The organism is Lelliottia sp. RWM.1, from assembly GCF_016859735.1.
In the GTDB taxonomy this organism is placed as follows: Bacteria; Pseudomonadota; Gammaproteobacteria; order Enterobacterales; family Enterobacteriaceae; genus Enterobacter.
In genome coordinates, this window is sequence record NZ_WLVC01000018.1 from 49794 (window position 1) to 75756 (window position 25963).

The following is a 25963-nucleotide window of genomic DNA, read 5'->3' on the forward strand; positions in this document are numbered from 1 at the left end:
TCCAGTTCCTTACATCGCATGTTGTGATGCAGGAAATTTACGCAACTACACTACTACCATACAAGTATAATGATCATAAAATCAGCGAGCGATCACAAAATAAGGGCGCTTACGCGCGCCCCCAGCCAGCCACGATAATCAGCATACCGCAAAGCGCAACGACGGCCCCGGTCCAGTCATAGAGACTCAATTTGACGCCATCCACCACCCGCAACCACAGCAAAGCCGTACAGACGTAAACACCGCCATACGCCGCGTAAACGCGTCCGCTGGCAGCAGGATGCAGGGTGAGCAGCCAGACAAATAATGCGAGAGCGACCCCGGCCGGGATAAGTAACAGTATTGAGGCCCCTTTTTTCAGCCAGAGCCAGGGCAAGAAGCAGCCAATGATTTCGCATAATGCGGTCGCAAAGAAAAGCAGCGTTGTTTTAATCATGGTTATCTTTATATGAGGATTGGTTTAGACATCATACGCGATAATCTCGTTTACTTTTCCATACCTGCCCACGGGTATGCCCCTTTTTCGGATTAGTGTAGAATTCAGCCTGGGTAAATCGTTTATCTGCACCCACTACAAGGAACACGCCAATGAGTACATTACGCAAACTCCTTTGTCTGACGGCAATGCTCGCACTGACAACGTTCGCCTTTACCGCACCGGTTTCTGCTGAAACCAACAAACTGATCATTGAGTCAGGCGACAGTGCGCAAAGCCGCCAGAACGCTGCCATGGATAAAGAACAATGGAATGACACCCGCAATCTTCGCCAGAAGGTAAATAAGCGGGCTGAGAAAGAGTGGGATAAAGCTGATGTCGCCTTTGATGCACGCGATAAGTGCCAGCAAAGCGCGAATGTGAACGCCTACTGGGAACAGAACACGCTGCGCTGCCTGGATCGTCGAACCGGACGCGTGGTTGCACCTTAATATTACAGAATGAGTATGGCCGATATGTTAGCCGTTAGACTTCGACCACTGGAGCGCGAAGATTTGCGCTTCGTTCATCAACTCGACAATAACGCCAGCGTGATGCGCTACTGGTTTGAAGAGCTTTACGAGGCGTTTGTCGAGCTGTCCGATCTGTATGATAAGCATATCCACGATCAGAGCGAGCGTCGTTTCGTTGTGGAGTGTGAGGGCGAAAAAGCCGGGCTGGTTGAGCTGGTTGAAATCAATCACGTTCACCGCCGGGCAGAGTTCCAGATCATCATTTCTCCGGAATATCAGGGAAAAGGCCTCGCATCACGTGCGGCAAAGCTGGCAATGGATTACGGGTTTAACGTACTTAACCTGTATAAGCTCTACCTCATTGTCGATAAAGAGAACGAAAAAGCGATTCATATCTACCGTAAGCTAGGGTTTATGGTGGAAGGTGAACTGATTCATGAGTTCTTTATCAATGGCGAGTATCGCAATACCATTCGCATGTGTATTTTCCAGCATCAGCATCTTGCCGGGCACAAAGCGACAAGTACCAGCCTGCTAAAAACCACCGCGCAGTAACAGGCAATGCGCGGTTTTCCCTGCCGCGCATTTCCAGAAACATCAATAGTAATCAATGCTGTTTTTGATGGTGTACTTGCGCTCAATCGCAGGCTTGACGCTGTCATCGATGATCAGCAAATTGCACGTCACCGGATTATCATGACGGTCGTAGTCACAGCTCTGCTTCACGTGGCCTAACGGCTTGTCATTCAACATACTCACCGCACTGTAATCCAGTTTTTTTCGCGCATCTTTCGACGGAGTAGACTGGACAGAGAGGCGTTGATCCCCTGATTGCGTGCTTTTACCCAGTGGATACCCTTCTGCATCGTAACGGTATTTCACTTCCATCGCTTTACCGTGCGCCGCCACGACAAAACCATTATCGTCGGTATCCCACGTCACCCCTGCAGATGGCAACTCAGCAAGCTGGCACTTACCTTGCAGCTTCACCTTGCGCTGTTGAGTTTCGGCATCAAGGTAATAATTCGCATCCAGCACCAATGCCACACCGGTATTTGACTCCAGATCATGCAACTCCAGCGTGTCAAAACACCCTTCCGTCGACATCGTCCCCGTTACCCGTTTGGAGACTTCTCCTTTGTCGTTGAGCAGTGTCTGAGTAAAGTCTTTCACCGGCCCGCGCAGTGGATCAAAATCGAACTCATTCGAGAAACTGGCCATTTCCGGCGTAAAAGATAATGGCGCGGAATTGTTGTCACATCCCGCCAGTACCGTGCCCAGTAACACTATGACTGCATATTTCTTCACGTTATTTACCGATACAGGGAGATAATTCCCAATCATATTAGCAAATACAGATGGTTACGCGAAACCGAAATGTCAGCATCACCCTGCGTCGATACGGCAGAGATCTGAGATGGGTATCATTGATGATTTTTCTTAGTGATTATCCTGGCGACAGTAAAAGCAACAGCCCCACTGCACACCCCCAGTAACACGCGTTGGGCTGGCGCAACGTCAGCGCTAAACGAAAAGAGCAGGCCAAAGCAGATGCCACTCGCCATCGAACCACTGAATAACCAATCCGGAAGTACTGGTCGATTCTTCAACAATGCCAACTGGTCATGCAGCTCTCTGATATTTTTTGCATACAACTCACTCACCCTCTTTTCCTGAGCGAGATCGTCCGTCATGGATGTCATTTCAAGCCGGGCGGCGCTTAATTGCCGGGTCAGATCGCTGCTCTTCTGTTCTTCGAATTTCAACAGCGATCGCACATGGGTTATCTGCCGGTGTAGACCGTCTTTTTCCTCAATAATGCGGTCAATTTTACGACTGGCTGCTTTGTACCGTTGGTGCTCATCAACATATTTGCTCTGCACTTCCGTTTGCGTCTGCTCCGCACGTCGCTGGAGCTCTTCATAATCCGCATATTTCTGGTCATGCGCGTTTTTCCAGTGGTCAGCCTCGTCGGCAAACACCTGGCCGAAATCGAGTGCTGCCACCAGCTTCGCGTTTAATTCATCAATTTCATGGTTAGCCGCGAGATGCGAATCCAGGGTTGCAAGGAGTTTATCGTTGTATTCTTCATTCTGCTTTCTGGCCACCGCGAGCGCTTCCTGTGCGTTAGCCCGTTCCAGCTCTAACTGATGCACGTTCGTCTCATTAGCCTCATCGCCAGCAGCAACTTCTGCCATCACCTTTTTCAGACGTGCCACCTGTGCGGTTTTATCTTCAAGGGTCGCTTCCAGTGTCTTCAGACGGGTTTTATGCTGTTCACATTCGTCACTGAGCTGAGTCGATAATTCCTGAAAATCTTCAAGCTGCTGCTGAAGCGCGGCCAATTCGCTGGCATTCGCCACGTTACTGCTGTGTTGTCGCAGTAACGCCAACTCCTGAAAATGCTGACTTTTTTGGTTTTCGATACTTTTCTGAAGTTCGGCAATGCGGTTTTTCAGCCGCGTATTCTCTTCAGCCGTTTGAGGACCATCGTTAAGCAAGGCGTGATATTTCGCCTTCATTTCCTGGAGAGTGGCTTCCAGTTTTGCCAGTTTTTCCTGGGTCGCTTTCGTGTCTTTATAGACGGTCTTCGGCTTACTGTTCATGCCGCCGCCAGCGTCCCGACGGAGGTCAACGCCCTTCAGCGCCTCCGTAATGTGCGCGCGTCGCGCCTCTTTTTCCATCTTCAGCACGCGGCCAATCGCCGACGACAGAAACGTTGCGGCTTCCTGCGGATTAGACGTTCCATAGGATTGACGAAGTAAGCTAATTAGCTTGTTATCGGTACTCATTTTCTTCACTTATGCGGAGATCCTGCAACCCACGGGAAAAGGTCCTGAACAGGAATTGTCAACAATATGGCAATACAACAGAAATGCGTGGAGTGCAGGTATTCTCGATTTGACTGACCAGAGACTAATCAATAGGTGAGGATTATAGGTTTTCCGAATGAGCACGCTTTGATTTCGCACACATCCGGCGGAAATTTAAGATAAAAGAAAATATTATTGCCCACCCGATCTTTTCTTCTTTTTAAGATAATTCAGAATGTTGCCACCAAAAACAAATACTTACAGGAAGTCTGCTAAAATTACCCTACACACAGAGAGAAGGAGCAACAAATGAAACGGTTACCCTGGATTACCGCCCTGCTGTTGATGAGTGCTTCCCCGGCCCTTCTGGCCGCCCCGGACTCTTGCGAACGCGTGAAAAGTGATATTCAGCAGAAAATTATCAATAATGGCGTCCCAGAGGCAGGCTTCACGCTCAACATAGTTCCGAACGACCAGGCCGATCAACCTGACGCGCAGGTTGTTGGGCATTGTGCGAGTGATACGTTTAAAATTTTATATACCCGCACAGGAAATGCTCAAACGTCGGGTTCTCAGGAAGCACCGAGTGAACCTCAGTGACAGGGATATTCTTTCCGAGACCGGCAATATCCATTAGCTTGATAAGGATTAATATCCTTTAACCCTAAATAAGTAACACTCACTTTATCATTAACCCGGTTGTCATAACGGGTAAAAATAAACCCTACTCAAAATGATGGAGTGAGTCATGTCCGAGGCAGACAACCACGGCGGGATAAGCCGTCGAACGCTGGTCAAATCTACCGCAATAGGCTCACTGGCGCTTGCCGCCGGTGGCCTTTCTCTCCCCTTTGGTCTAAAAACTGCCGCTGCAGCGGTGCAACATGCTACCCGCCCCGGTGAGGATAAAGTCGTCTGGGGAGCCTGTTCCGTAAACTGCGGGAGTCGCTGTGCGCTCCGGTTACACGTGCGTGATGACGAAGTGTACTGGGTTGAGACCGATAATACTGGCGACGATATCTATGGCGATCACCAGGTACGCGCCTGCCTGCGAGGACGTTCCATCCGCCGCCGTATTAATCATCCGGATCGTCTTAACTACCCCATGAAACGCGTTGGCAAACGTGGAGAAGGAAAATTCGAGCGCATCAGTTGGGATGAAGCGCTGAATACCCTGACTACCAGCCTGAGAGGCGTGGTGGAAACCTACGGTAACGAAGCCGTTTACATTAACTACTCCTCCGGCATTGTCGGTGGCAACATTACGCGCTCCTCTCCGTATGCCTCACTGGTCGCACGTCTGATGAACTGCTACGGCGGCTTTCTTAGCCACTATGGCACGTACAGCACTGCACAAATCGCCTGCGCCATGCCGTACACCTACGGCACAAATGCCGGGAACAGTACCTCCGATATTGAGAACAGCAAGCTGGTGGTGATGTTCGGAAATAACCCTGCGGAAACACGCATGAGCGGCGGCGGGATCACCTACTATCTTGAACAGGCACGCGAGCGCTCAAATGCGCGAATGATCGTGATCGATCCTCGTTATACCGACACCGCAGCCGGACGCGAGGATGAGTGGGTCCCTATACGTCCAGGCACTGATGCCGCGCTGGTGGCCGGGATTGCATGGGTTTTGATTGACGAAAATTTGGTCGACCAGTCTTTCCTGGATACCTACTGCGTAGGTTATGACGAGAAAACGCTGCCGGAAGGTGCGCCTGCCAACGGTCACTATAAAGCCTACATTCTGGGCCAGGGTGACGATGCTACCGCCAAAACCCCGGAGTGGGCTTCGCGTATTACGGGTATCCCTGCCGAGCGCATCATTAAACTTGCACGCGAAATTGGGACGGCAAAACCCGCCTATATCTGCCAGGGCTGGGGGCCACAACGTCAGGCCAACGGCGAACAAACCTCGCGCGCTATCGCCATGCTACCCATTCTGACAGGCAACGTAGGGATCAACGGCGGAAACAGTGGGGCACGAGAATCAACCTATACCATCACCATTGAGCGAATGCCGCTGCCGGATAACCCGGTGAAAACCCAGATCTCCTGTTTTAGCTGGACCGACGCCATTGCGCGCGGCCCGGAAATGACGGCATTGCGCGATGGCGTTCGCGGAAAAGATAAGCTTGATGTACCGATCAAGTTCATCTGGAACTATGCCGGTAACACCATCATTAACCAGCATTCGGACATCAACAAAACCCACGACATTTTGCAGGATGAGCGCAAATGCGAAATGATTGTGGTCATCGACAATTTCATGACCTCATCCGCGAAATACGCCGACCTTGTGCTGCCCGACCTGATGACCGTGGAACAAGAAGACATCATCCCGAACGATTATGCTGGCAACATGGGGTATCTGATCTTCCTGCAGCCTGTCACCGCACCGAAGTTTGAGCGCAAACCGATTTACTGGATCATGAGCGAAGTGGCGAAACGGCTCGGCCCGGATATTCATCAGCAGTTCACCGAAGGGCGCACTCAGGCACAGTGGCTACAGTATCTGTACGCCAAAATGCTTGAAAAAGATCCCCAATTGCCCTTCTACGACGCACTGAAAGAGATGGGGATTTATAAGCGCAAAGATCCGGCGGGACACTTTGTGGCCTATAAAAAATTCCGCGACGATCCGCAGGCAAATCCACTCAAAACGCCGTCAGGCAAGATTGAGATTTACTCCAGCAAGCTTGCGAAAATCGCGGCATCCTGGGAGCTGGCAAAAGATGAATCCATTACACCACTGCCGGTTTACGCTTCCACGTTTGAAGGCTGGGATGCACCGGAACGCAGTACATTCCCACTACAGTTGTTTGGTTTCCATTTCAAGGCCCGCACCCATTCCAGCTACGGCAATATTGATGTGCTTCAGGCGGCCTGCCGTCAGGAAGTGTGGCTTAATCCGGTGGATGCCGGGCAGCGAGGAATCAAAAACGGCGACATGGTCCGCGTCTTTAACGATCGCGGTGAAGTGCGTATTTCGGCAAAAGTTACCCCTCGCATCATGCCTGGCGTAAGCGCAATGGGCCAGGGCGCATGGCACGACGCCAACATGAAGGGCGATCGCATTGACCATGGCGCCTGTATCAATACCCTGACCACACATCGTCCTTCTCCCCTGGCGAAGGGCAACCCGCAACACACGAATCTGGTACAGATCGAGAAGGCTTAAGCCGGTTCGCGTTATACTGGTCAAATCAAGTGAACTCTCCGCGCGGGGCCACCTGCGCGGAAGCAAGGAATGTTGTTATGAATGAAGTATCGCAACGCGAGGCGTTCGCCTTTAGCGCCCGGGTTCTGGGTGCACTGTTCTATTTTGCGCCTGACAGTGCGCAGGCTGCCCCCCTGGTGTCCGCCCTTACCCATACCGACTGGGTTCAGGACTGGCCGCTTCCAAAAGAGGTCATCACCCCGCTCGCCGAAACCCTGAACACTCCGGCCGATGAGACATTGCCTGAAGCCTGGCAGCGACTGTTTGTGGGACCGTGGGCATTGCCTGCCCCTCCCTGGGGTTCCGTCTGGCTGGATCGTGAGTCGGTTTTATTCGGCGAATCGACACTCGCATTACGCCAGTGGATGCGTGAAAACAGCATTGCGTTTGAAATGCAGCAAAATGAGCCGGAAGATCACTTCGGCACATTGCTGATGCTGGCGGCATGGCTTTCTGAGAACGACCGTAATACCGAACGAGACCAGCTTCTGGCCTGGCATCTGTTACCGTGGAGCACCCGTTTCCTTTCCGTCTTTGTCGACAAGGCCGGACACCCGTTCTACACGGTGCTCGGGAAACTCGCGCAATTGACGCTGGCAGACTGGCAATCCGCGCTGCTGATCCCGGTCGCAGAAAAGCCGCTTTACCGTTAATGGCATGCAGCCAGTGTCATCCACTGGCTGCCCTCTCATATCAGGCGAGCCATGCCCGCCATCCGCCGAAATCAGTAATGTCCTGCGCGCCTTGTAACCCGTACGCCTCACAGATAAAGCCCGTTAACCAGCGACCATCCTCCAGCTCCACTTTACCCAGCCCCAGCGGCGCAGGAATTCCACCCAGGAATGATCCCACTTCGCTGTGCGGCAGTTCCCACACTTCAACAGCGATGGCTGCGCCCAGCTCCGTGTCGCGAACCATGCCCGGCCGTTTACCGTCTGCCAGCGCATAAAGGCGATAATGCGGCGCACTTCGGGTTTCCTCCCGCAGCGTTGCGCCACGCTGGCGCAACTGAACATTCAGCGGCAGCCCATCAAGATGCGCACCACAAACCACAATCGGCATTCGGTCGTGGCTGGCAACCGATTCGGGGGCGACGCTGGACACGTCTCTGCCACCGGGCAACGCAAACGTCTGATGTCGCTGCAAGGCATCAGCCAGGCTCAGCAAATATTGGTCTGTGAATGCCCGGCCAAACAGGGTCACACCGGAGGGTAATCCGCTCACCATTACCCCCGCAGGTACAGCAACTGCGGCGTAATCGAGCAGATTCATAAAATTGGTATAAAACCCCAGATCAGCGTTACGTTTCACCGGCTCATCCGCCAGTTCTGCGAGCGTGACCGGGCGAGGATACGTCGGTGTCAGCACGCATTCCAGATGGGTCAGGATGGCATCACACTGCGTTTTATAGCCCTGTAATCTGTACTGGGCGTCAAACGTTGCGACCGCATCGGTTTCTGGCGCTTTGCGGAGTACATCGCGAATTACCGGCAGAACAGCATCTGGCTGTTGCTCAATCAATTTTCCCGCCACATGATAGCGCTCAGCGACCCACGGGCCGTCATACAATAACGTTGCTGCGGCAAGGAATGGCGTAAAATCAATCACCACAGGTACGCCTCCCATCGCAACTAAACGTGCTTTTGCGGCGTTAAAGAGCGCTTCGCTTTCCTCACAGCCAAGAAATTCAGGCCTCTCTGGCACACCGAAACGAAAACCCGGTTCGGGTATACCAAATGCCTGCGGGCCATTCCACGCTGGGTTCGTTCGGCTGTACTCGTCGCGCGGGTCGTTCACCGCCGTTAGCGACAAAAGCTGGCTTGCTTCTGCTGCTGTGGTCGTGAAGAAGGTCACGCAGTCCAGCGTGCGGCAGGCCGGAATCACGCCGGCTGTCGAAATTAACCCTTTGGTTGCTTTCAGGCCAACCAGGTTGTTTAAGGAAGCCGGAACGCGTCCGCTCCCGGCAGTATCAGTACCGAGTGAGAAACTGGCCAGGCCTAACGCCACAGCCAGTGACGAACCTGCACTGGAACCGCCTGACGGATAATCCGCAAGTATGCTGTTACGACATGCCCCATACGGCGAGCGCGTGCCGTTGAGCCCGGTGGCGAACTGGTCGAGATTGGTTTTGCCGAGCGGTATTGCCCCCAGAGCAATCAGTTGAGCAACGATGGTCGCATCCTGCTCCGCTGTATATGCATATGCTGGACAGGCTGCTGTCGTGTTGATGCCCGCAAGATCAATATTATCTTTGATGGCAAACGGCACACCGTACAGCGGTAAAGACGCGGGTTGCACATCGTCGAGCGCAGCCAGATAAGGTTCCAGTTCATCCGCCGTCAGGATATGAATAAAAGCATTAAATTCCGGGTTCAGCGCCAGCGCCCGTTCGCGTAATGTGGCAATCACTTCACGCGGAGTGACACGGCCTTCACGGTATGCCAGCGCCAGCACGTCAAGACGTAAATCAAACGGATGCCTCATACTGTTTTCTCCATAACCACGACACACTGCCCTGCACGCACCGACGAGCCTGGCTGCACGCGCACCTGGCTTACCACGCCATCACGGGCAGCAAGCAACGGGATCTCCATCTTCATCGACTCCAGCACCACCAGTACATCGCCCTCCCGTACCTGGCTGCCAGGCACAACGTTCACCTGCCACAAATTGCCCGAAACGGGACTGTCGATCCCTGTCTGGCCTGCCTGCAACGGCGCGTCTTCCCCCTCATCTGTGAGCACATCGGTACTGTCAAAATGGGCCTGACCGCTGGCGATCCAGCGTTCACGCTCAGCGTCAAATGCGCTCTGTTGATGAGTGCGATACGCTTCGATGCTCTGCGCCTCATCAGCAAGGAACTGCTGGTAGTCGGCCAGTTTCAGGGTGGTGTGCTCGATGCGAAGCGGATAGCGACCCAGCGGGAAGTCGCGGCGAATGGTCAACAGTTCATCAGCAGAAACGGGATAAAAACGGATCTGATCGAAGAAACGTAGCAACCAGGGTTTGCCGTTAAAATCGGCCACCGCGCGGTAGCGATTCCACATTTGCAGCGTTCGTCCAACAAACTGGTATCCCCCCGGCCCCTCCATGCCGTAAACACAGAGATAGGCTCCGCCGATACCGACCGAGTTTTCCGCCGTCCAGGTGCGCGCCGGGTTGTACTTGGTGGTAACCAGACGGTGGCGCGGATCGAGCGGCGTTGCCACCGGCGCACCCAGATAAACGTCGCCCAGGCCCATCACCAGATAGCGGGCGTCAAAGACCGTTTTGTAAACCTCATCGACATTCGCCAGGTCGTTAATACGGCGGATAAACTCCAGATTGCTCGGACACCACGGCGCGTCGCGACGCACTGTCGTCATGTATTTATCAATCGCTTTCTGGCATGCAGGATCATCCCATGACAGCGGCAGCCAGATCACACGCGACGGCACATCCAGATCCTCACGCTCACAGACACCCTGCCACAGCACGGTGATCGCCTCCAGCAGTTGCGCGAGGCTCATCACATCCGGCTGATAGTGGATTTGTAGTGAACGGATCCCCGGTGTTAAATCAATAACCCCTTCAAGCGCATGGCCTTCCAGGGCCTGCATCAGAGCATGCGCGCGAAAGCGCAACACCAGGTCCAGTTCCGGTTCACCTATTTCCAGCAGCAGGTGTGTGTCGCCAGAAAGTCGCGCGACCAGGCGTTTATCCGCCTGACCGCACGTCAACACAACAGGCGATATCAGCTCAGTCGGTTGCCAGGAGATCTCATGTGGATGCAGGCTGGCGATTTGCGCCTCCTGCGCCTGTGCAAGCCGCCGGGCCGTCATCATATCTACAGGAACAAAACGCACTTTATCGCCCGCTTTCAGTTGTCCGACCACATGCAAGTCAGCCTCAATGACGGTGACCGGGCAGACAAATCCTCCCAGACTCGGGCCATCCGGGCCGAGGATCACCGGCATATCGCCGGTAAAATCCACTGCACCGATGGCATACGGATTGTCATGAATATTCGACGGATGCAAACCCGCTTCGCCGCCACTGTCGCGTACCCACTCAGGTTTCGGCCCGATCAGGCGTACGCCTGTGCGACTTGAATTGAAATGCACTTCCCAGTCAGTGGCGAAGAAGGTCGCCATATACCCAGGCGTAAAGTATTCCGGCGCACCATGTGGGCCATAAATCACCCTTAACGTGCGGACTGGCGCGAGCACAGTGTGCAGAGAAGCAGGTAACTCAGCGTCAGGGGCTGGCGACGTTAACGGCAACACATGCAGCACATCACCAGTGCGCAATGCTCGCCCGGCGTGTCCGCCAAACTGACCCAGTGTAAAGGTACTTTTGCTGCCCAGATAATCCGGTACGCAGAATCCCCCGCGCAGGCACAGGTAGCTGCGAACACCCTCGCCGAGGATCTCCCCCATGCGTAACGTCATTCCGGCATGGACGCGAATCACACGATTATTGACCAGTGGCTCACCGTCCAGCATGAGTGCAATCTCTGCCCCGGTCACCACCAGTTGAGCATCGCAGTTAAATTTTAACGTCGGGCCGCTGAGGGTGATCTCCAGCGCAGCGGCCTGCTCGTCATTGCCCAGCAGACGGTTACCGAGGCGTAATGCCTGGTTGTCCATGGGGCCGGAGGGGGGAACGCCTACCGCCCAATACCCTACGCGCCCTGGATAATCCTGCACTGTCGTTTGTGTCCCGGCACTCAGCACGTCCAGCGTGGAAGCCTGATAGGCAAGTCCTTCCAGACACCGTGTCCAGGGTTCACCACGGGTAAATGGCGCGAAGGTTAAAATCTGTTGCAGGTAACGGCGGTTGGTTTCCACACCGTAGAGGCGCGTGTTACCGAGAGCCGCATCCAGGGCGTGAATAGCGGCTTCGCGGGTAGGCTGCCAGGCAATAATTTTCGCCAGCATGGGATCAAAAAATGGCGGGACGTCACAACCCGATTCAACCCAGGTGTCGATACGCAACGTTTGCCGATCGTCCTCCGGGAACGCCACATCGGTCAGCAGGCCAGGAGAGGGCTGAAACTGGCGTCCGGGATCTTCTGCGTACACCCGCGCCTGAATCGCATGCCCGACGGGGTTGAGGTTTTCACGCAGAGAGGCCAGCGGCGGCAACGTTCCGGCTGCGAGGGTAATCATCCAGCGTACCAGATCTACGCCCCACACCTGCTCGGTCACACCATGTTCAACCTGCAAACGGGTGTTGACTTCAAGGAAGTAAAAACGCGCGGCATCGCTGTCATAAACGAATTCAACCGTGCCGGCACTGCGATAGTTTACGGCTTTCCCCAGCGCGATCGCCGCTTCACATAATGCGCGTTCCATACCCTCAGGCAGGTTTGGTGCGGGTGTCTCTTCCAGCACTTTCTGGTTGCGACGCTGTACCGAGCAGTCACGCACGCCGAGGGCAATCACCTCTCCGTTACCGTCACCAAATAGCTGGACTTCCAGGTGGCGCGCACGCTCAATGTATTTTTCGATAAACACGCCCGCATCGCTGAAATTGTTTTTACCCAGCCGGACCACCGCGTCAAATGCGTCATTGAGTTCAGCGGCGTTGTAGCAGACACGCATACCGATGCCGCCCCCGCCCGCCGTGCTTTTCAGCATAACCGGGTAGCCAACCTCATCGGCAGCGCACAGGGCCTCATCCACGTCCGCCAGTAACTCCGTCCCTTCCAGCAGGGGGACGCCGTGGGTTTTTGCCAGCGCACGGGCGGTATGTTTCAGGCCGAAGACACGGAGTTGTTCCGCCGTTGGGCCAACAAACGCAATCCCGGCAGCTTCACAGGCTTCGGCAAATGCGGCATTTTCAGAGAGGAATCCATAACCCGGATGGATAGCCTGCGCACCGCTGGCTTTAGCGGCGGCGATAATTTTTTCAGTCACCAGATAGGTATTGGCCGCAGGACCATCACCGAGACTAATGGCGTCGTCTGCTTCGCGAATATGCAGACTGCTGATATCCGCCTCAGAATAGACGGCCACGCCGCCTATGTTCATGGCGCGCAGTGTACGCAGAATGCGACAGGCAATGGCCCCACGGTTTGCAATCAGGAGTTTCGTCAACATAGGTCAGACTCAATCGTGGCGGGTCGTCCCGCCGATAGTCGGCTCACCGCATGGTCGTCCATGGGGAAAACGCGTTTACAGCAGAATGCGCCCGGCGCGAACATCAAAGAGTCGGTAGATTATCTGGCGCAGACGCTGCCAGCGAGTTGGCGTTGGAGTCAGTTCCATACCAGCACCTCGGCAGGCGTCGGTTCCCAGCCATTGCAGGGGTTATTCAGCTGTGGGCAGTTAGAGATCAGCACAATGACGTTGCACTCTGCGCGAAGCTCAACATATTTCCCCGGCGCGGAGATCCCATCCTCAAACGTCAGCCCGCCTTGTGGTGTCACAGGGACGTTCATAAAGAAATTGATGTTCGCCCCAATATCGCGCTTTTGCAGGCGACCATCGTGCAGACAGGCGCAGAGGAAGTTATCGCGACAGCTGTGCATATGACGTTTGTCGAGGGCATAACGCACGGTATTGCTTTCCTGTGCGCATGCCCCGCCAAGCGTATCGTGGCGTCCGCAAGTATCGGCGACGATAGTCAACAACGGATTGCCCAGATTGGAATACAGCACGCTACCATGGGTGAGGTACGCGTTATTTTGACGGCGCAGCGTTCGCTGGGGATCATAGCGTTCGCGCGGGTTATCGGCATGATAGAAAAGGGTATCCACCGCCTGGTTGCCCTCCAGATCGAGCAGGCGCAGGGTCTGCCCTTTTTTCACGTCAAACATGTAAGGCTCGCCCGCCGGGATCACATGGCGAAAGCTGGCATGGTGCGCGTGTTTTTCGCTGGCAACGGTCATCATCAGTCTCCTCAGAGGGCGAAAAGTTGCGTATTGGTGATAGCGCGTTCGTTTTCCGGACGCGTCAGAAGTGCGCGAATGGCCGATTCTTCGTCTTGCACCTGCCACCAGCTCAGCTGTACCGGGCGCGGCGCATATTCTGCCGACGGGTCCATGGGGTGTTGTAGCGCGGTCATCACCACCAGCACATCCATGGGTGCAAACAGGTCAACATGACAACCAGGCTGGGAATGACCCGGGTGGAAGCTGAACTGTCCGTCGTCATCCACCGTCACTTTGCTGAAGAAGTTAACGACCATCAGCAGATCTTCGAGATTGAGATCCCACTTGCCCATCTCCACCAGCAGGTTGTCCGTCCCGTTGCGGAAAAAACCATTGCGCCGTTCCTGATAACGCCCCTGTCCGTATTTTTCAGCCACTTCAGCCGCATTCAGTACGCCACCGAAGGGATCGTGCCAGCCGCTGGTATCGGCGGTGATACCAGTCAGAACCCGGCCCATATCAGAATAGAAGCAGTGCCCGGCAGTCAGGCGTGCCGTATGCTGCCCTTTCAGCGTATCGGGCAGGTTGAGACGCTCACTTTTTTCGTGGGCGTTGAGCATGATCAGGCTGACATTTGCCCCGCCTTCAATGTCGGTCATCCGCAGGATTTGCCCGCGTTTAAGCACGCACGAGAAATGGCCGCCACCGGGCAGTCTCTCTTCACGAAGAAGGGTTGAGGTGATATTCACAGGATTAACTCCTTAATGCATAGACGTTATCGGGAGCCGTACCGCTCAGCGAAGAGAGTCGCGTCTCATTGAGCGGAATGTCGTAAGTGATGCGCGCGCCATAGGCGTTCGGAGCATGTGGATCAAGCCGCACTTTGTCGAACACCAGAAGACGCGTACCGAGGTTGAACCCCTCCGACAGATCGTGGGTTACCATAAAGACGGTCATGCGGGTTTCGCCCCACAGTTGCAGCAGCAGGGCATGCATGTCTTTACGAATGCCAGGGTCGAGCGCGCCAAAGGGTTCATCAAGCAATAAAACGCGCGGCTGCATAATGAAGGCCTGAGCAATCGCTAAACGCTGTTGCATACCGCCAGAGAGTTGGGCCGGGTATTTATCAAGCGCCTGACCAAGCCCAACCTTTTCCAGCATCTCCGTTGCACGTTCACGCGCGGCCCGTTTTTTCGCCCCAAATAGCCGTCCACATAACGGTGATTGCGGCAATTCAAGCCCCATGGTGACGTTATCCAGCACGCTGAGATGCGGGAAAACCGAGTAGCGCTGAAACACCACGCCACGGCTGCTGTCCGGCTCAGCAATGAGCGGTTTGCCATCAAGCGTAATCGTGCCACGGCTGGGCGCTTCCTGACCGAGCAACAGGCGCAGGAAGGTGGATTTTCCACAACCGGACGCGCCAACCATTGAACAGAACTCGCCTTCTTTAACCTGCAAGTTCAGGTGTTCGAGCACCACATGGTCGCCGTACTCCTGCCAGATATTGTTGATGGTGATAAAGCTCATGCCTTACCTCCTTCCGCCCAGGGGAAACAGGTTTTGTGTAACTGACGCAGTGCCAAATCCATCAGCCACGCCAGCAGCGTGATCCACAGGACATAGGGAATAATGACATCCATCGCCATATAACGACGCACGAGGAAAATGCGATAACCCAGACCTGCAGTGGATGAGATAGCCTCTGCCGAGATCAGGAATAACCACGCCGAACCCAGTAACAGGCGCAGGGATGTCAGTAGCCGTGACAGTAACTGCGGTAACACGACCCGTAGCACCAACGTCCAGCTATTTGCTCCCAGCGTCTGCGCTTTGATCAGGATCTCCGGCGGGATTTCACAGGCGCGGTGTTCAAGATCCCGGGCCAGCATCGGTGTGATGCCAATAACGATGAGCATCACTTTCGACAGTTCATCCAGCCCAAAGACGATAAACAGCACCGGTAAAATCGCCAGCGGCGGGATCATCGACAGCACCGTCATCAGTGGCGAAAGTGAAGCTCGCCACAGCGGAAATACCCCAGCGGCAACCCCTATGCACAGGCCGATCAACGAGGCGATGGCCAGCCCGGTCAGCAACCGGGCGAGGCTCACCAGGGTATCAACCCAGAACAGATACTCGCCGCTACGTTTATCCGGGGAAAACGCCATCCGTGATATTGCATCCAGCATCTGTTGCAGGCCTGGGAGCAATTTGTCCTGCGGGTTAGCTTCCAGTCGCACTGCCGAGCCGAGAAAATAGGCGGCCAACAGCAAAACAAACGGCAACATCACAAGCATCAAACGCATGCCGGAAGTGGGATGACGGTTAATCTGTCGCATGGCAAACTCCGTCACTCATCACAGCTTGCCGGCAGCGGCCAGTTTCACGAAACTGTCATCAAAGCGCAGCTTCACGTTATTGGCATCGCCCTGCGTGACATTGCCGGGGAAGGTCATACCAATGAAATCTGCACTCTGCGCACCGTCACCGAGCAACCCTTTCTCAAAGGAGAATGACGCAACACGCTGCATGGTTTTTGCCAGCTCGGCCGAGCCAACAAACGCCAGGTTATCCGCCGGGGTGTAAAAAAGGTGGGTCGTTTTCAACTGGGCCTGATATCCGGCGAGATCGGTTCCGGATGCAGCCGCCATCGAATTCAGTGCGTTCGCATCCTGGGCTTTCATCAGCCCCATCATCTCGTACCATGCGCCTGTCAGTGCTTTGCCCAGCGCCGGGTTATCTTTCAGGGTGTCCGTGTTGACCACCATCATGTCGATAAGCTCACCCGGAACCTGCGATGAACTGAAGACTTCAGTGGTTTTTGGTGTGCCTTTGATGACGGAGAGTTGCGGGTTCCAGGCAACCGCGGCCTGTACGCCCGGTGTGGCAAAAGCAGAGACAATATCCGCATCCGAGGTGTTGACGACAGTGACATCTTTCTCTGCCAGACCGGCTTTTTCAAGCCCACGTACCAGCAGATAATGAGAGACCGACAGTTCAGGCAGGTAAACCTTCATCCCTTTAAGGTCGTTGAGGGTTTTGCCCTCACCTTTCATGACTACGCCGTCATTGCCCTCCGAGTAACTTCCGAGGATAAGCGCCGTGGTGTCCACACCGCCAGCGGCCGGAATAGTCAGTGCATCCATGTTGGTCATGGTGCAGCCATCGAACTGGCCGGCGGTATACTGGTTGATCGATTCGATATAGTCGTTGAGCTGAACAACATTGATTTTGATGCCGTATTTATCGGCCCACTTATCAATGATTTTGCTACTGCTGATTGTGCCCCAGGGCATCCATCCGGCGTAGATCGTCCAGCAAACATTGAACTCTTTTTTCACTGCGGCAAAGGTTGGGAGACTGACCAGCATCGCCAGCGACAGCACAAGAGAGCGGAGTAATGGCGTTTTCTTCATTCTTGACCTCTGAGTGGCACAAAATTAGGGGGCAGCGCGACACCGTCTGGTGCTGCTGTCTCCCGGGTTTTTGTCCCGCCGTGTAACCTCTCAGAGGTCGCCAGCTCTTGGACCAGCCATTCACCGAAGTGAACCGGAACCCTAGCCAGCTATTGTTCATATTGTGTGGTGCACTGCCCTTCGCATTTGTTTTTGCAATGGCTGTGCCAGTTTTTAAATCGTTATTTATGAGTCAGTTAAGCACTCATGCGTCCACGTTATCCCTGTTTTGGTGAGCAGACACAACGCACTGCACCATTACGGTGCTCTGGTCACACAGCCCAGCGGCATTATTTCTTATCAGGATCCCAGTAAACCTGAACCCCCGTTATCAGGGTAAAGAACCTGATAGCCGCATCTTTGCCTGCCTCAACGGTTGGGTAAGGTTTTGAAAGATAGACATAACCACGAGAGTGGGTGAAGAAATGGCGATGTTCTGGCTTTGCCTCAACCCCCGTCAGCGCTTTAACCTGATCAAGATTGCAGTGGATGCGATATCCCTTATCCTTGTAATTCTGAAGCGTAAAAACGCCCGTGGTATTGTTTGGCGCAGTACGCGCGAGGTTAGTCATTTTCGGCTCCTGTTTAATGAATATCCGGACTCACTTTACGTTTTTCCTGTACTGATTCTCGTGAGAGAACGCCTGCTATCAGGCAAATGGTGGTTTTTGCGCCTGGTGACAACAACCACAACAAATTTTATACACCCTTTATATAACGCTGGTGTATTGTTTTTAAACAATTAATCCGCCCAAAGGACAACTGCGCAATGCTCACGATTCTCGGCAAAACAACCTCCATAAACGTTCGCAAAGTGCTCTGGACCTGCGAAGAAGCAGGTCTTGAGTATAGACAGGAGGACTACGGCAGCGGTTTTGCCTCAACCCAGACCGATGAATTCCGCGCCATGAACCCCAATGCGATGGTTCCGGTGCTGATTGACGATGAATTTGTGCTGTGGGAGTCCAATTCAATTTGCCGTTATCTGGCACGCAAGGCCGGACGCTACGACCTGTTACCCTCGGAGCCGCAGGCCTGCGCAAACGTCGAACACTGGATGGACTGGCAAGCAACTGAATTTAACAACGCCTGGCGTTATGTTTTCCCGGCCCTGGCACGCAAGAACCCGGACTATAACGATCAAAATGCCATTGCTGCCGGCATTAAAGAGTGGAATCACTGCATCGGTATTGTAGAACAACAGCTCCAGCGAACAGGCGCATGGGCTGCGGGCGATGCTTTTACTCTGGCGGACGTTGTGCTGGGGTTATCGGTGAACCGCTGGAAAATGACCCCCTTTGACCATCCGGACGTACCTGCAATTGATGCATGGTTTGCTCGCCTGAACCTGCGGCCGGCATTTCTTCGTCACGGGAACAACGGAATGGTGTAACTCCCCCATACCATCGAAACAGCACGCTATTTTATCCCCAACACCCGCACTCTGTGAGTGCGGGTGTTCTTGTTCCATGTGACAGCGTCACTTATCAAAGGTGTGTTTAGGACTATTCTGTCTGCCCTCCTTTCAGCCCTTATGCCATAAGGCTTAACCTGATGTTTCCGCTTATTTCATAGGGTTACTGATTTATCTCCTTCTCTGGAACCCTTCCCAATCACTTGCTATAGGTCGTATACCCCTGCCGAAACATGGCATAACAACAGGCAACCCGTGGTTGCTATAACGCATGCGCACAGGGAGACACACCGCAATGCACCCGTTACTTAAACGTACGCTGCTTTTTATCAGCACTCTCGTCGTGATCCTCGCCATCCTCATCTGGGGCATTGGGTTCGAGACAATCAAAGCACGTCAGGTGGACCTCCTCTACCTGGGACAACAGCACCTGATTCTGGTTTTCTCGTCGATGTTCTTTGCGTTACTCATTGGTATTCCTGGCGGGATCCTGTTGAGCCGTCCTGCTGCGAGAGGAAGTGCCGAATACATAATGCAGATCTTTAATGTGGGCAATACGCTTCCGCCGCTGGCCGTACTCGCCCTGGCGATGGTGGTGCTTGGGATTGGCGATAAGCCCGCAATCATTGCTCTGTTCCTTGCATCCCTTCTGCCCATCGTCCGCAACACCTATGCCGGGCTGTGTTCCGTACCCGCGTCACTCCTGGAAGCGGCTAACGGGATCGGGATGACAAAATGGCAACGCCTGCGACAAGTCGAAATTCCCAACGCCTGGCCAGTGATGCTTTCCGGGATCCGCATTGCCACCGCCATCAACGTGGGTACAGCTCCGCTGGCTTTCCTGATTGGGGCCAGCAGTTACGGCGAGCTGATTTTCCCCGGAATCTACCTGAATGATTTCCCGACGCTGATTCTGGGCGCGTCGGCCACTGCGTTGTTCGCCCTGATTCTGGATACGTTGCTGGCCGCTCTCGGCCGCCTGATGAGCCCACATCTCGCGCAATAACAATAATAAGGAGCTTCTATGAGACTGTTTTCAGCCCTGACGGCACTGCTTGCCGCTGCGCTGTTCACCAGCCAGGCACTGGCCGCCCCGCTAATTCTGGCGACCAAGAGCTTTACCGAGCAGCACATCCTGTCGGCCATGACCGTGCAGTATCTGCAAAAGAGAGGTTTCCAGGTTCAACCGCAGACCAACATTGCGACGGTGATCTCCCGTAATGCGATGATCAATAAGCAGATTGATATGACCTGGGAATATACCGGTACATCGTTGATTATCTTTAACCACATCACTAAACGCATGTCGCCGCAGGAGTCCTACGAGACAGTGAAACGCCTGGATGCGAAACACGGTCTGGTGTGGCTCAAACCCGCTGACATGAACAACACGTATGCCTTCGCCATGCAGCGTAAACGCGCTGAAGCAGAGCACATCAACACCATGTCGGAGATGGTGGCAAAGATTGAGCAGATCCGCAAAACCGATCCAGACAACAACTGGTTACTGGGGCTTGACCTTGAGTTTGCCGGCCGTAGTGACGGGATGACGCCACTGCAAAAGGCCTACGATATGACGCTGGACCGCCCGCAGATTCGCCAGATGGACCCCGGACTGGTCTATAACGCAGTGCGGGATGGCTTTGTCGATGCCGGGCTTATCTACACCACCGATGGACGGGTGAAAGGCTTCGATCTGAAAGTGCTGGAAGATGATAAAGGGTTCTTCCCGAGCTATGCCGTCACCCCGGTTGTCCGTCAGGACACGCTGGAGGCGAACCCGGGCCTCGAAGAGGCGCTAAACACGCTCTCCAGCCAGTTAAACAACGATGTCATCACCGAACTGAACAAGAAGGTGGACATTGATCATCAGTCACCGCAGCAGGTCGCCCGTGATTTCCTGCGTAGCAAACAGCTGCTGTAAGGAGGCGCTATGGAGACCGTTCACTACATTTTTGATAACTGGGGTTATCTGTTAACGCTGACGATGCAACATCTGTGGCTGGTGGCGCTCGCCGTCGGGCTGGCCATTGTCATCGGTGTACCGCTGGGGATTTTGATTGTTCGCCACAAATGGCTGGCGACACCGGTACTGGGGATCGCCACCATTGTGCTGACCATTCCCTCCATTGCGCTGTTTGGCTTAATGATCCCACTCTTTTCGCTGATCGGTCAGGGCATCGGAGCTCTGCCCGCCATCACTGCAGTATTTCTCTACTCGCTACTGCCTATCGTGCGTAACACCCATACCGCGCTGGACAATCTGCCGCCAGGCCTGCGTGAAGCAGGACGCGGCATTGGCATGACCTTCTGGCAGCGACTGCGTTGGGTCGAAATCCCGATGGCACTGCCGGTCATTTTCGGCGGTATCCGTACCGCTGTGGTGATGAACATCGGGGTAATGGCAATTGCCGCCGTTATCGGCGCGGGCGGGCTGGGTTTGCTGCTGCTTAATGGTATTGGCGGCAGTGACATCCGTATGTTGATTGCGGGCGCACTGATGATCTGTCTTTTAGCGATTGTGCTCGACTGGTTGCTGCATCGTTTGCAGGTCGTACTGACTCCAAAGGGGATTCGATAATGATAAAACTGGAAAACCTCACCAAGCAATTTTCACAGAAACAGGGCCAGATGCTTAAGGCCGTGGACAACGTTAATCTGAACGTTCCCGAAGGGGAAATGTGCGTGCTACTTGGCCCATCCGGTTGCGGTAAAACCACCACACTGAAGATGATTAACCGCCTGATTACGCCGAGTAGCGGAACCATCCTGATTAACGGGGAAGACACCAGCGCGATGGATACCGTGACGCTTCGCCGAAACATTGGTTACGTGATCCAGCAGATTGGCCTGTTTCCAAACATGACCATTGAAGAGAACATTACTGTTGTGCCTCGCATGCTGGGCTGGGATAAAACCCGCTGTAAAACCCGTGCCGAAGAGCTGATGGATATGGTGGCGATGGATCCGCATAAGTTTCTCAACCGTTACCCGCGCGAAATGTCCGGCGGACAACAGCAACGTATCGGCGTGATCCGCGCTCTGGCTGCCGATCCGCCGGTATTGCTGATGGATGAACCCTTTGGCGCGGTTGACCCAATTAACCGTGAAGTGATCCAGAACCAGTTTCTTGAGATGCAGCGCCAACTGAAAAAGACCGTAATGCTGGTGAGCCATGATATTGACGAAGCGCTGAAGCTGGGCGACCGTATTGCCATCTTCCGTCAGGGACGGATTGTGCAATGTGCCAGCCCGGATGAGCTGCTGGCTAAACCTGCCAACGAATTTGTCGGTTCATTTGTCGGCCAGGACCGGACGCTGAAACGCCTGTTGCTGGTTTCCGCGGGCGATGTCACCGATCAACAGCCTACGATTACGGTGCGCGAAACCACTTCGCTTTCAGAGGCATTCGTCACCATGGATGACCACGATATTCGGGCGATCACCGTGGTCGATGATCGCGGCAAGCCGCTGGGCTTTGTCAAACGCCGTGAGGCGCGTAACACGGGTGGTTCATGTGCTGATATTCTTCATCCGTTCCGTATGACCGGTAAAGCCGAAGACAACCTGCGCGTGGTGCTTTCACGTCTTTATGAGAGCAACACCAACTGGATGCCGATTGTTGACGAGGACGGGCGCTATAACGGCGAAATTTCGCAGGATTACATTGCGGAATACCTGAGTTCCGGCCGTACACGACGGGCACTGAACATTCATAGCGACAGTTAACCGTCATTCCGGGTAGTGGCCATGCCCCTGCCCGGCCTTTTCGCACGCATACCTTTTGCTAACCCCGCGTTTTCACCTCACAATATTGTATCTTCCCTGTTTAATTGCGACCTATGCAGCGTCTTCATGCTTACCCTGACATCCGCGCGATGTTTCGCAGGCTCCTGATTGCCACGTTGACTGGCGTGCTGGCGGCACTGGCCGTCGCCCTGTTTCGCCATGCCATGTATCTGCTTGAGTGGTTATTTCTCAGTAATGAAAGCGGCAGCCTGGTCAATGCCGCCAGTCAGCTTTCCCCCTGGCGACGCATGTTAACACCTGCCCTGGGCGGGCTGGCTGCGGGAATATTGCTCTGGGGCTGGCAACGACTGACTTCGCAACGCCCTCATGCCCCCACCGATTATATAGAAGCGATCGATACGGGCGACGGACAGTTTGACTACGGGGCTTGCCTGGTAAAATCCCTCGCGTCACTGCTGGTGGTAGCCAGTGGGAGTGCCATAGGCCGGGAAGGGGCAATGATCCTGCTTGCCGCGCTTGCGGCCTCTTTTTTTGCTCAGCGCTTTACGCCCAAATCAGAATGGAAACTCTGGATTGCCTGCGGCGCAGCGGCCGGTATGGCCAGCGCTTACCATGCACCGTTAGCCGGAAGCCTGTTTATTGCGGAAATTCTGTTTGGCACACTGATGCTGGCGTCACTGGGTCCGGTAGTGATTACCGCGGTGGTAGCCCTGCTAACGACACGACTGCTCAGCCCTGGCGCCAGTACGCTTTATGAGGTCCATCTTAGTGAAACGCTTAACGCTCTGGATTATGCCCTGATCGTCGGGACGGGACTGTTAGCCGGTGTATGTGGTCCACTTCTGATGGGGTTGATGGCATTTAGCCATTCGCTGTTTCTGCGCCTCAAACTCTCCCCGCCGTGGCAACTCGCACTTGGCGGGTTAATCGTGGGGCTGCTTTCTCTGCTGACACCGAGGGTCTGGGGGAACGGTTACAGCGTTGTCCAGGCATTTCTTCTCGCTCCACCGCTGTTGTCAGTTATAGCAGGGGTTTTTATCTGTAAGCTGCTGGCCGTCCTTGCCAGTAGCGGCTCGGGCGCACCGGGCGGCGTGTTTACGCCGACACTGTTTGTGGGTATGGCGACGGGAATGTTGTTTGCTCAGATTGTGTCATTGTGGTTCCCGGTTCCGGAAGCAGGGATTTTACTGGGGCTGGCAGGAATGGCAACATTGCTGGCTGCCACAACGCACGCACCGATCATGTCGGCACTGATGGTCTGTGAAATGACCGGGCAGTATTTTTTACTGCCCGGTTTGCTGGTTGCCTGTGTGGTGGCATCCGTGTTGTCGAGAACGTTACGCCACGACTCGATCTACGGAGAGCATGTCGCCGAACACCGAGAGATCGATGTACTGCGCTAAATCACGCTGCTCTGCACGTGGCAAATAAGGCAGTTCACCCACCAGCGGTCCCGGCAGTTTTTTGCTCAATACGTCGATAATTTCAGCGTAATGCGCCAGACCAGGGTTGATACGGTTTGCCACCCAACCAATTAACGGCAAACCGTCATTGGCGATAGCCTGTGCCGTCAGCAGCGCGTGGTTGATGCACCCTTCCTGGATGCCTACAACCATAACGACCGGCAGTTGTTCCTGCACAACCCATTCCGACAATGGGCGTAAGTCGTTCATCAGGCTACGCCAGCCCCCCGTCCCTTCGACCACAACGTGATCAACCTTCTCACTCAGGTGAGCGAGACCATTCGACAACAGGGTGTAATTAATCAGGCCACTGTGCGCCACGCTACTTTCATCTTCGCTTAACGCAATGGGATTAACCGCGTGATACGGTAATTCCAGGGTCGAGACGCTTTGCAGAACCAGCGCGTCTTTATTGCGCAGGCCTTCTGGCGTCTCTTTACTGCCTTTTGCGACGGGTTTGTACCCTGCAACACGTTTACCGCTGGCCGCCAGGGCTTGCAGCAACGCGCGGGATACAACGGTTTTCCCGACAGAAGTATCAGTACCCGTTACAAAGAAACGCTTAAGCATCACTCACTCCACCTCTTGGGTATATGCTTTGAAAATATAAACCAAGTAAATAATTCAGTGGGGGAAGTCTAAAGTATGGATGCGCCACCCGGCTTGAGATAGCGCAAGATTTCTTACATCTGTGGAAAAGAGTTAACCCTGCAACAAGCGAATCAGTAATGATCCGTTATACATTGCATCTTTCACCAGCGCAGCGCCTGCCATGGTTCCCTGGTTGGAAAACTGGGTGCTTTCTACCACGATGTTCTTGCTGTAGGCGGGAAGCGACTGTTGGCGGATACAATCTGAGATCGCCGGAAACAGGATATCGGCAGCCTGGCTGAGCGGCGAACCTATCAGAATTTTTTGAGGATTAAACAAATTCACCATGATAGCGAGGATACGCCCAACGTTGTTACCGACACCCGTAATGATGTCTTTGGCCAGCAGATCGCCCTGCTTTGCCGCCGCACACAGGGAATCAACCGTTAGCGGTTGGCCATGCAGCGTGGAACTCATCGACTGACTGAGCCGTACCTGTGCCAGTTCGAGCACACTTTCAACACTGGCGATGGTTTCCAGGCAGCCATGATTCCCGCAGTAGCAGCGTTTACCATAAGGATCGACCTGAGTATGGCCGATCTCCACCAGGCTGCTGCTGCCAGCATGAAGCAAACGACCATCCGTAATCACCCCGGCGCCTACGTTGTGATCAATGACAACCTGAATCACGTCCCGCGCACCGCGCGATGCGCCAAACAGCGCCTCCGCCATCGTCCAGGCACTGATATCATGCTGAATATAGACCGGCACACCAGTATGATTTTCCAGTACATCACCCAAAGGCATCTCTTTGACGCCATCGTAAAACGGCATTCGGTGCACAATGCCATTCTCAGTGTCAATAATACCCGGCATGGTGATAGCTATTGCTGTTAAGCGTTCAAGCCGTTGTTGATGGCGAATAAAGAAGTGATCGATATGGGAGAGAATAGACTCCAGGAGAGGTTGCTCTGCATCAAGTGGCAGTTCCAGACGGTCTTCAACCACCAGTTTGCTGCTCAGATCCCGCAATGCGAGAAAAATTTCCCCACGGCTGATCCGTAGCGACAGGTAGTGCCACGCTTCTGTTTCGACAACCAGACCCACCGCCGGACGGCCACGGCTGCCCGGCTCCTGAATTTCCGTTTCCTGAACCAGGTGCGCTTCCAGCATTTCGCGAACAATCTTGGTAATACTGGCAGGCGCCAGTTGTGCCAGGCGCGAAAGATCGATACGCGAAACCGGACCAAGCTGATCAATCAGGCGATAAACCGCACCCGCATTTGTCTGCTTGATCTGATCAATATGCCCTGGCTGACTATCAGCAACCACCTCGTACTCCCTTATTTTCGAGCTTCGAAATAAACTGTGGACTATGGTGAAGCACTTCACAGGCAGTCGTCAAATATTTACTTAGCCATGTGATTTACCGCACATTTTTACC

The 25963-nt window shown here is 54.2% G+C and carries 24 protein-coding genes and 1 riboswitch; of the genes, 11 read left to right on the forward strand and 13 right to left on the reverse strand.

The features are described 5' to 3' along the window. Window positions 1-109 precede the first annotated feature (109 nt). The gene (locus tag GF617_RS14420; protein ID WP_181623403.1) at window positions 110-436 is read right to left on the reverse strand and encodes a YnfA family protein; all 327 of its coding nucleotides are present in this window, start codon (window positions 434-436) and stop codon (window positions 110-112) included. 152 nt (window positions 437-588) lie between these two features. Here GF617_RS14420 and GF617_RS14425 point away from each other — a divergent pair, with 152 nt between their 5' ends. Both GF617_RS14425 and speG read left to right on the forward strand, forming a co-directional pair. Beyond that, on the forward strand, window positions 589-927 hold the full coding sequence (locus GF617_RS14425) for a DUF1283 family protein (RefSeq protein WP_203451962.1): 339 nt from the start codon (window positions 589-591) through the stop codon (window positions 925-927). Window positions 928-942: 15 nt separating this feature from the next. Beyond that, complete coding sequence (gene speG / locus GF617_RS14430; protein WP_203451963.1) at window positions 943-1503, forward strand: spermidine N1-acetyltransferase; 561 nt, start codon at window positions 943-945, stop codon at window positions 1501-1503. Between the two features lie 42 nt (window positions 1504-1545). On the opposite strand, the gene GF617_RS14435 is transcribed toward speG, so the two are convergent. Continuing rightward, window positions 1546-2292, reverse strand: a complete 747-nt coding sequence (locus tag GF617_RS14435; RefSeq protein ID WP_239006479.1) for a YnfC family lipoprotein — start codon at window positions 2290-2292, stop codon at window positions 1546-1548. 80 nt (window positions 2293-2372) lie between these two features. Further along, window positions 2373-3749: a hypothetical protein gene (locus GF617_RS14440; protein WP_203451964.1), complete on the reverse strand. Its 1377-nt coding sequence runs from the start codon at window positions 3747-3749 to the stop codon at window positions 2373-2375. A gap of 321 nt (window positions 3750-4070) precedes the next feature. Between GF617_RS14440 and GF617_RS14445 the strand changes: the two genes are divergently transcribed. The 3 genes from GF617_RS14445 to dmsD all read left to right on the forward strand — a co-directional run bounded on the left by GF617_RS14445 (window position 4071) and on the right by dmsD (window position 7640). Continuing rightward, entirely contained in the window at window positions 4071-4361 is a 291-nt protein-coding gene (locus GF617_RS14445; protein ID WP_181623398.1) for a DUF1161 domain-containing protein, read from the forward strand. Window positions 4362-4509: 148 nt separating this feature from the next. Then, the gene (gene ynfE, locus GF617_RS14450; protein ID WP_203451965.1) at window positions 4510-6948 is read left to right on the forward strand and encodes a selenate/tellurate reductase subunit YnfE; all 2439 of its coding nucleotides are present in this window, start codon (window positions 4510-4512) and stop codon (window positions 6946-6948) included. Between the two features lie 77 nt (window positions 6949-7025). Then, window positions 7026-7640, forward strand: a complete 615-nt coding sequence (dmsD, locus tag GF617_RS14455; protein ID WP_181623396.1) for a Tat proofreading chaperone DmsD — start codon at window positions 7026-7028, stop codon at window positions 7638-7640. 40 nt (window positions 7641-7680) lie between these two features. Here dmsD and atzF read toward each other — a convergent pair whose 3' ends face one another. The 8 genes from atzF to GF617_RS14495 all read right to left on the reverse strand — a co-directional run bounded on the left by atzF (window position 7681) and on the right by GF617_RS14495 (window position 17873). Beyond that, complete coding sequence (gene atzF / locus GF617_RS14460) at window positions 7681-9471, reverse strand: allophanate hydrolase (RefSeq protein WP_181623395.1); 1791 nt, start codon at window positions 9469-9471, stop codon at window positions 7681-7683. After that, window positions 9468-13070 (reverse strand): urea carboxylase, encoded by a 3603-nt coding sequence (gene uca / locus GF617_RS14465; RefSeq protein ID WP_203451966.1) that lies wholly within the window; start codon window positions 13068-13070, stop codon window positions 9468-9470. The genes atzF and uca overlap by 4 nt, the downstream gene beginning before the upstream one ends. 158 nt (window positions 13071-13228) lie before the next feature. Further along, window positions 13229-13864, reverse strand: coding sequence for an urea amidolyase associated protein UAAP2 (locus GF617_RS14470; protein WP_375290335.1), 636 nt, complete (start codon window positions 13862-13864; stop codon window positions 13229-13231). 8 nt (window positions 13865-13872) lie between these two features. Beyond that, window positions 13873-14592, reverse strand: a complete 720-nt coding sequence (locus GF617_RS14475; RefSeq protein ID WP_203451967.1) for an urea amidolyase associated protein UAAP1 — start codon at window positions 14590-14592, stop codon at window positions 13873-13875. Between the two features lie 4 nt (window positions 14593-14596). Beyond that, window positions 14597-15373, reverse strand: a complete 777-nt coding sequence (locus tag GF617_RS14480; RefSeq protein ID WP_203451968.1) for an ABC transporter ATP-binding protein — start codon at window positions 15371-15373, stop codon at window positions 14597-14599. Further along, window positions 15370-16185: an ABC transporter permease gene (locus GF617_RS14485; RefSeq protein WP_181623391.1), complete on the reverse strand. Its 816-nt coding sequence runs from the start codon at window positions 16183-16185 to the stop codon at window positions 15370-15372. The genes GF617_RS14480 and GF617_RS14485 overlap by 4 nt, the downstream gene beginning before the upstream one ends. 18 nt (window positions 16186-16203) lie before the next feature. After that, on the reverse strand, window positions 16204-17262 hold the full coding sequence (locus GF617_RS14490) for a putative urea ABC transporter substrate-binding protein (protein ID WP_181623390.1): 1059 nt from the start codon (window positions 17260-17262) through the stop codon (window positions 16204-16206). Window positions 17263-17319: 57 nt separating this feature from the next. After that, window positions 17320-17418, reverse strand: a riboswitch (guanidine-I (ykkC/yxkD leader). A 173-nt stretch (window positions 17419-17591) separates the two neighbouring features. Continuing rightward, window positions 17592-17873: a hypothetical protein gene (locus GF617_RS14495; protein WP_181623389.1), complete on the reverse strand. Its 282-nt coding sequence runs from the start codon at window positions 17871-17873 to the stop codon at window positions 17592-17594. 197 nt (window positions 17874-18070) lie between these two features. Here GF617_RS14495 and GF617_RS14500 point away from each other — a divergent pair, with 197 nt between their 5' ends. The 6 genes from GF617_RS14500 to clcB all read left to right on the forward strand — a co-directional run bounded on the left by GF617_RS14500 (window position 18071) and on the right by clcB (window position 23868). Further along, window positions 18071-18694, forward strand: coding sequence for a glutathione S-transferase family protein (locus GF617_RS14500; protein ID WP_181623388.1), 624 nt, complete (start codon window positions 18071-18073; stop codon window positions 18692-18694). Window positions 18695-19010: 316 nt separating this feature from the next. Then, a complete protein-coding gene (gene osmY, locus GF617_RS14505) occupies window positions 19011-19721 on the forward strand; it encodes an osmoprotectant ABC transporter permease OsmY (protein WP_181623387.1) in 711 nt (236 codons plus the stop codon). 18 nt (window positions 19722-19739) lie between these two features. After that, entirely contained in the window at window positions 19740-20639 is a 900-nt protein-coding gene (osmX, locus tag GF617_RS14510; protein WP_181623386.1) for an osmoprotectant ABC transporter substrate-binding protein OsmX, read from the forward strand. 9 nt (window positions 20640-20648) lie between these two features. Further along, window positions 20649-21296 (forward strand): osmoprotectant ABC transporter permease OsmW, encoded by a 648-nt coding sequence (gene osmW / locus GF617_RS14515; RefSeq protein WP_181623385.1) that lies wholly within the window; start codon window positions 20649-20651, stop codon window positions 21294-21296. Beyond that, window positions 21296-22444 (forward strand): osmoprotectant ABC transporter ATP-binding protein OsmV, encoded by a 1149-nt coding sequence (gene osmV, locus GF617_RS14520; RefSeq protein ID WP_203451969.1) that lies wholly within the window; start codon window positions 21296-21298, stop codon window positions 22442-22444. The genes osmW and osmV overlap by 1 nt, the downstream gene beginning before the upstream one ends. Window positions 22445-22557: 113 nt before the next feature. Beyond that, on the forward strand, window positions 22558-23868 hold the full coding sequence (clcB, locus tag GF617_RS14525; protein ID WP_203451970.1) for a voltage-gated ClC-type chloride channel ClcB: 1311 nt from the start codon (window positions 22558-22560) through the stop codon (window positions 23866-23868). Here the strand turns inward: clcB and bioD are convergent. Together bioD and mlc are read right to left on the reverse strand one after the other, a co-directional pair. After that, a complete protein-coding gene (gene bioD, locus GF617_RS14530) occupies window positions 23803-24498 on the reverse strand; it encodes a dethiobiotin synthase (protein ID WP_181623382.1) in 696 nt (231 codons plus the stop codon). The two genes, clcB and bioD, sit on opposite strands and share 66 nt — an antisense overlap. A 132-nt stretch (window positions 24499-24630) precedes the next feature. Next, on the reverse strand, window positions 24631-25851 hold the full coding sequence (mlc, locus tag GF617_RS14535) for a sugar metabolism global transcriptional regulator Mlc (RefSeq protein WP_181623381.1): 1221 nt from the start codon (window positions 25849-25851) through the stop codon (window positions 24631-24633). Window positions 25852-25963 lie beyond the last annotated feature (112 nt).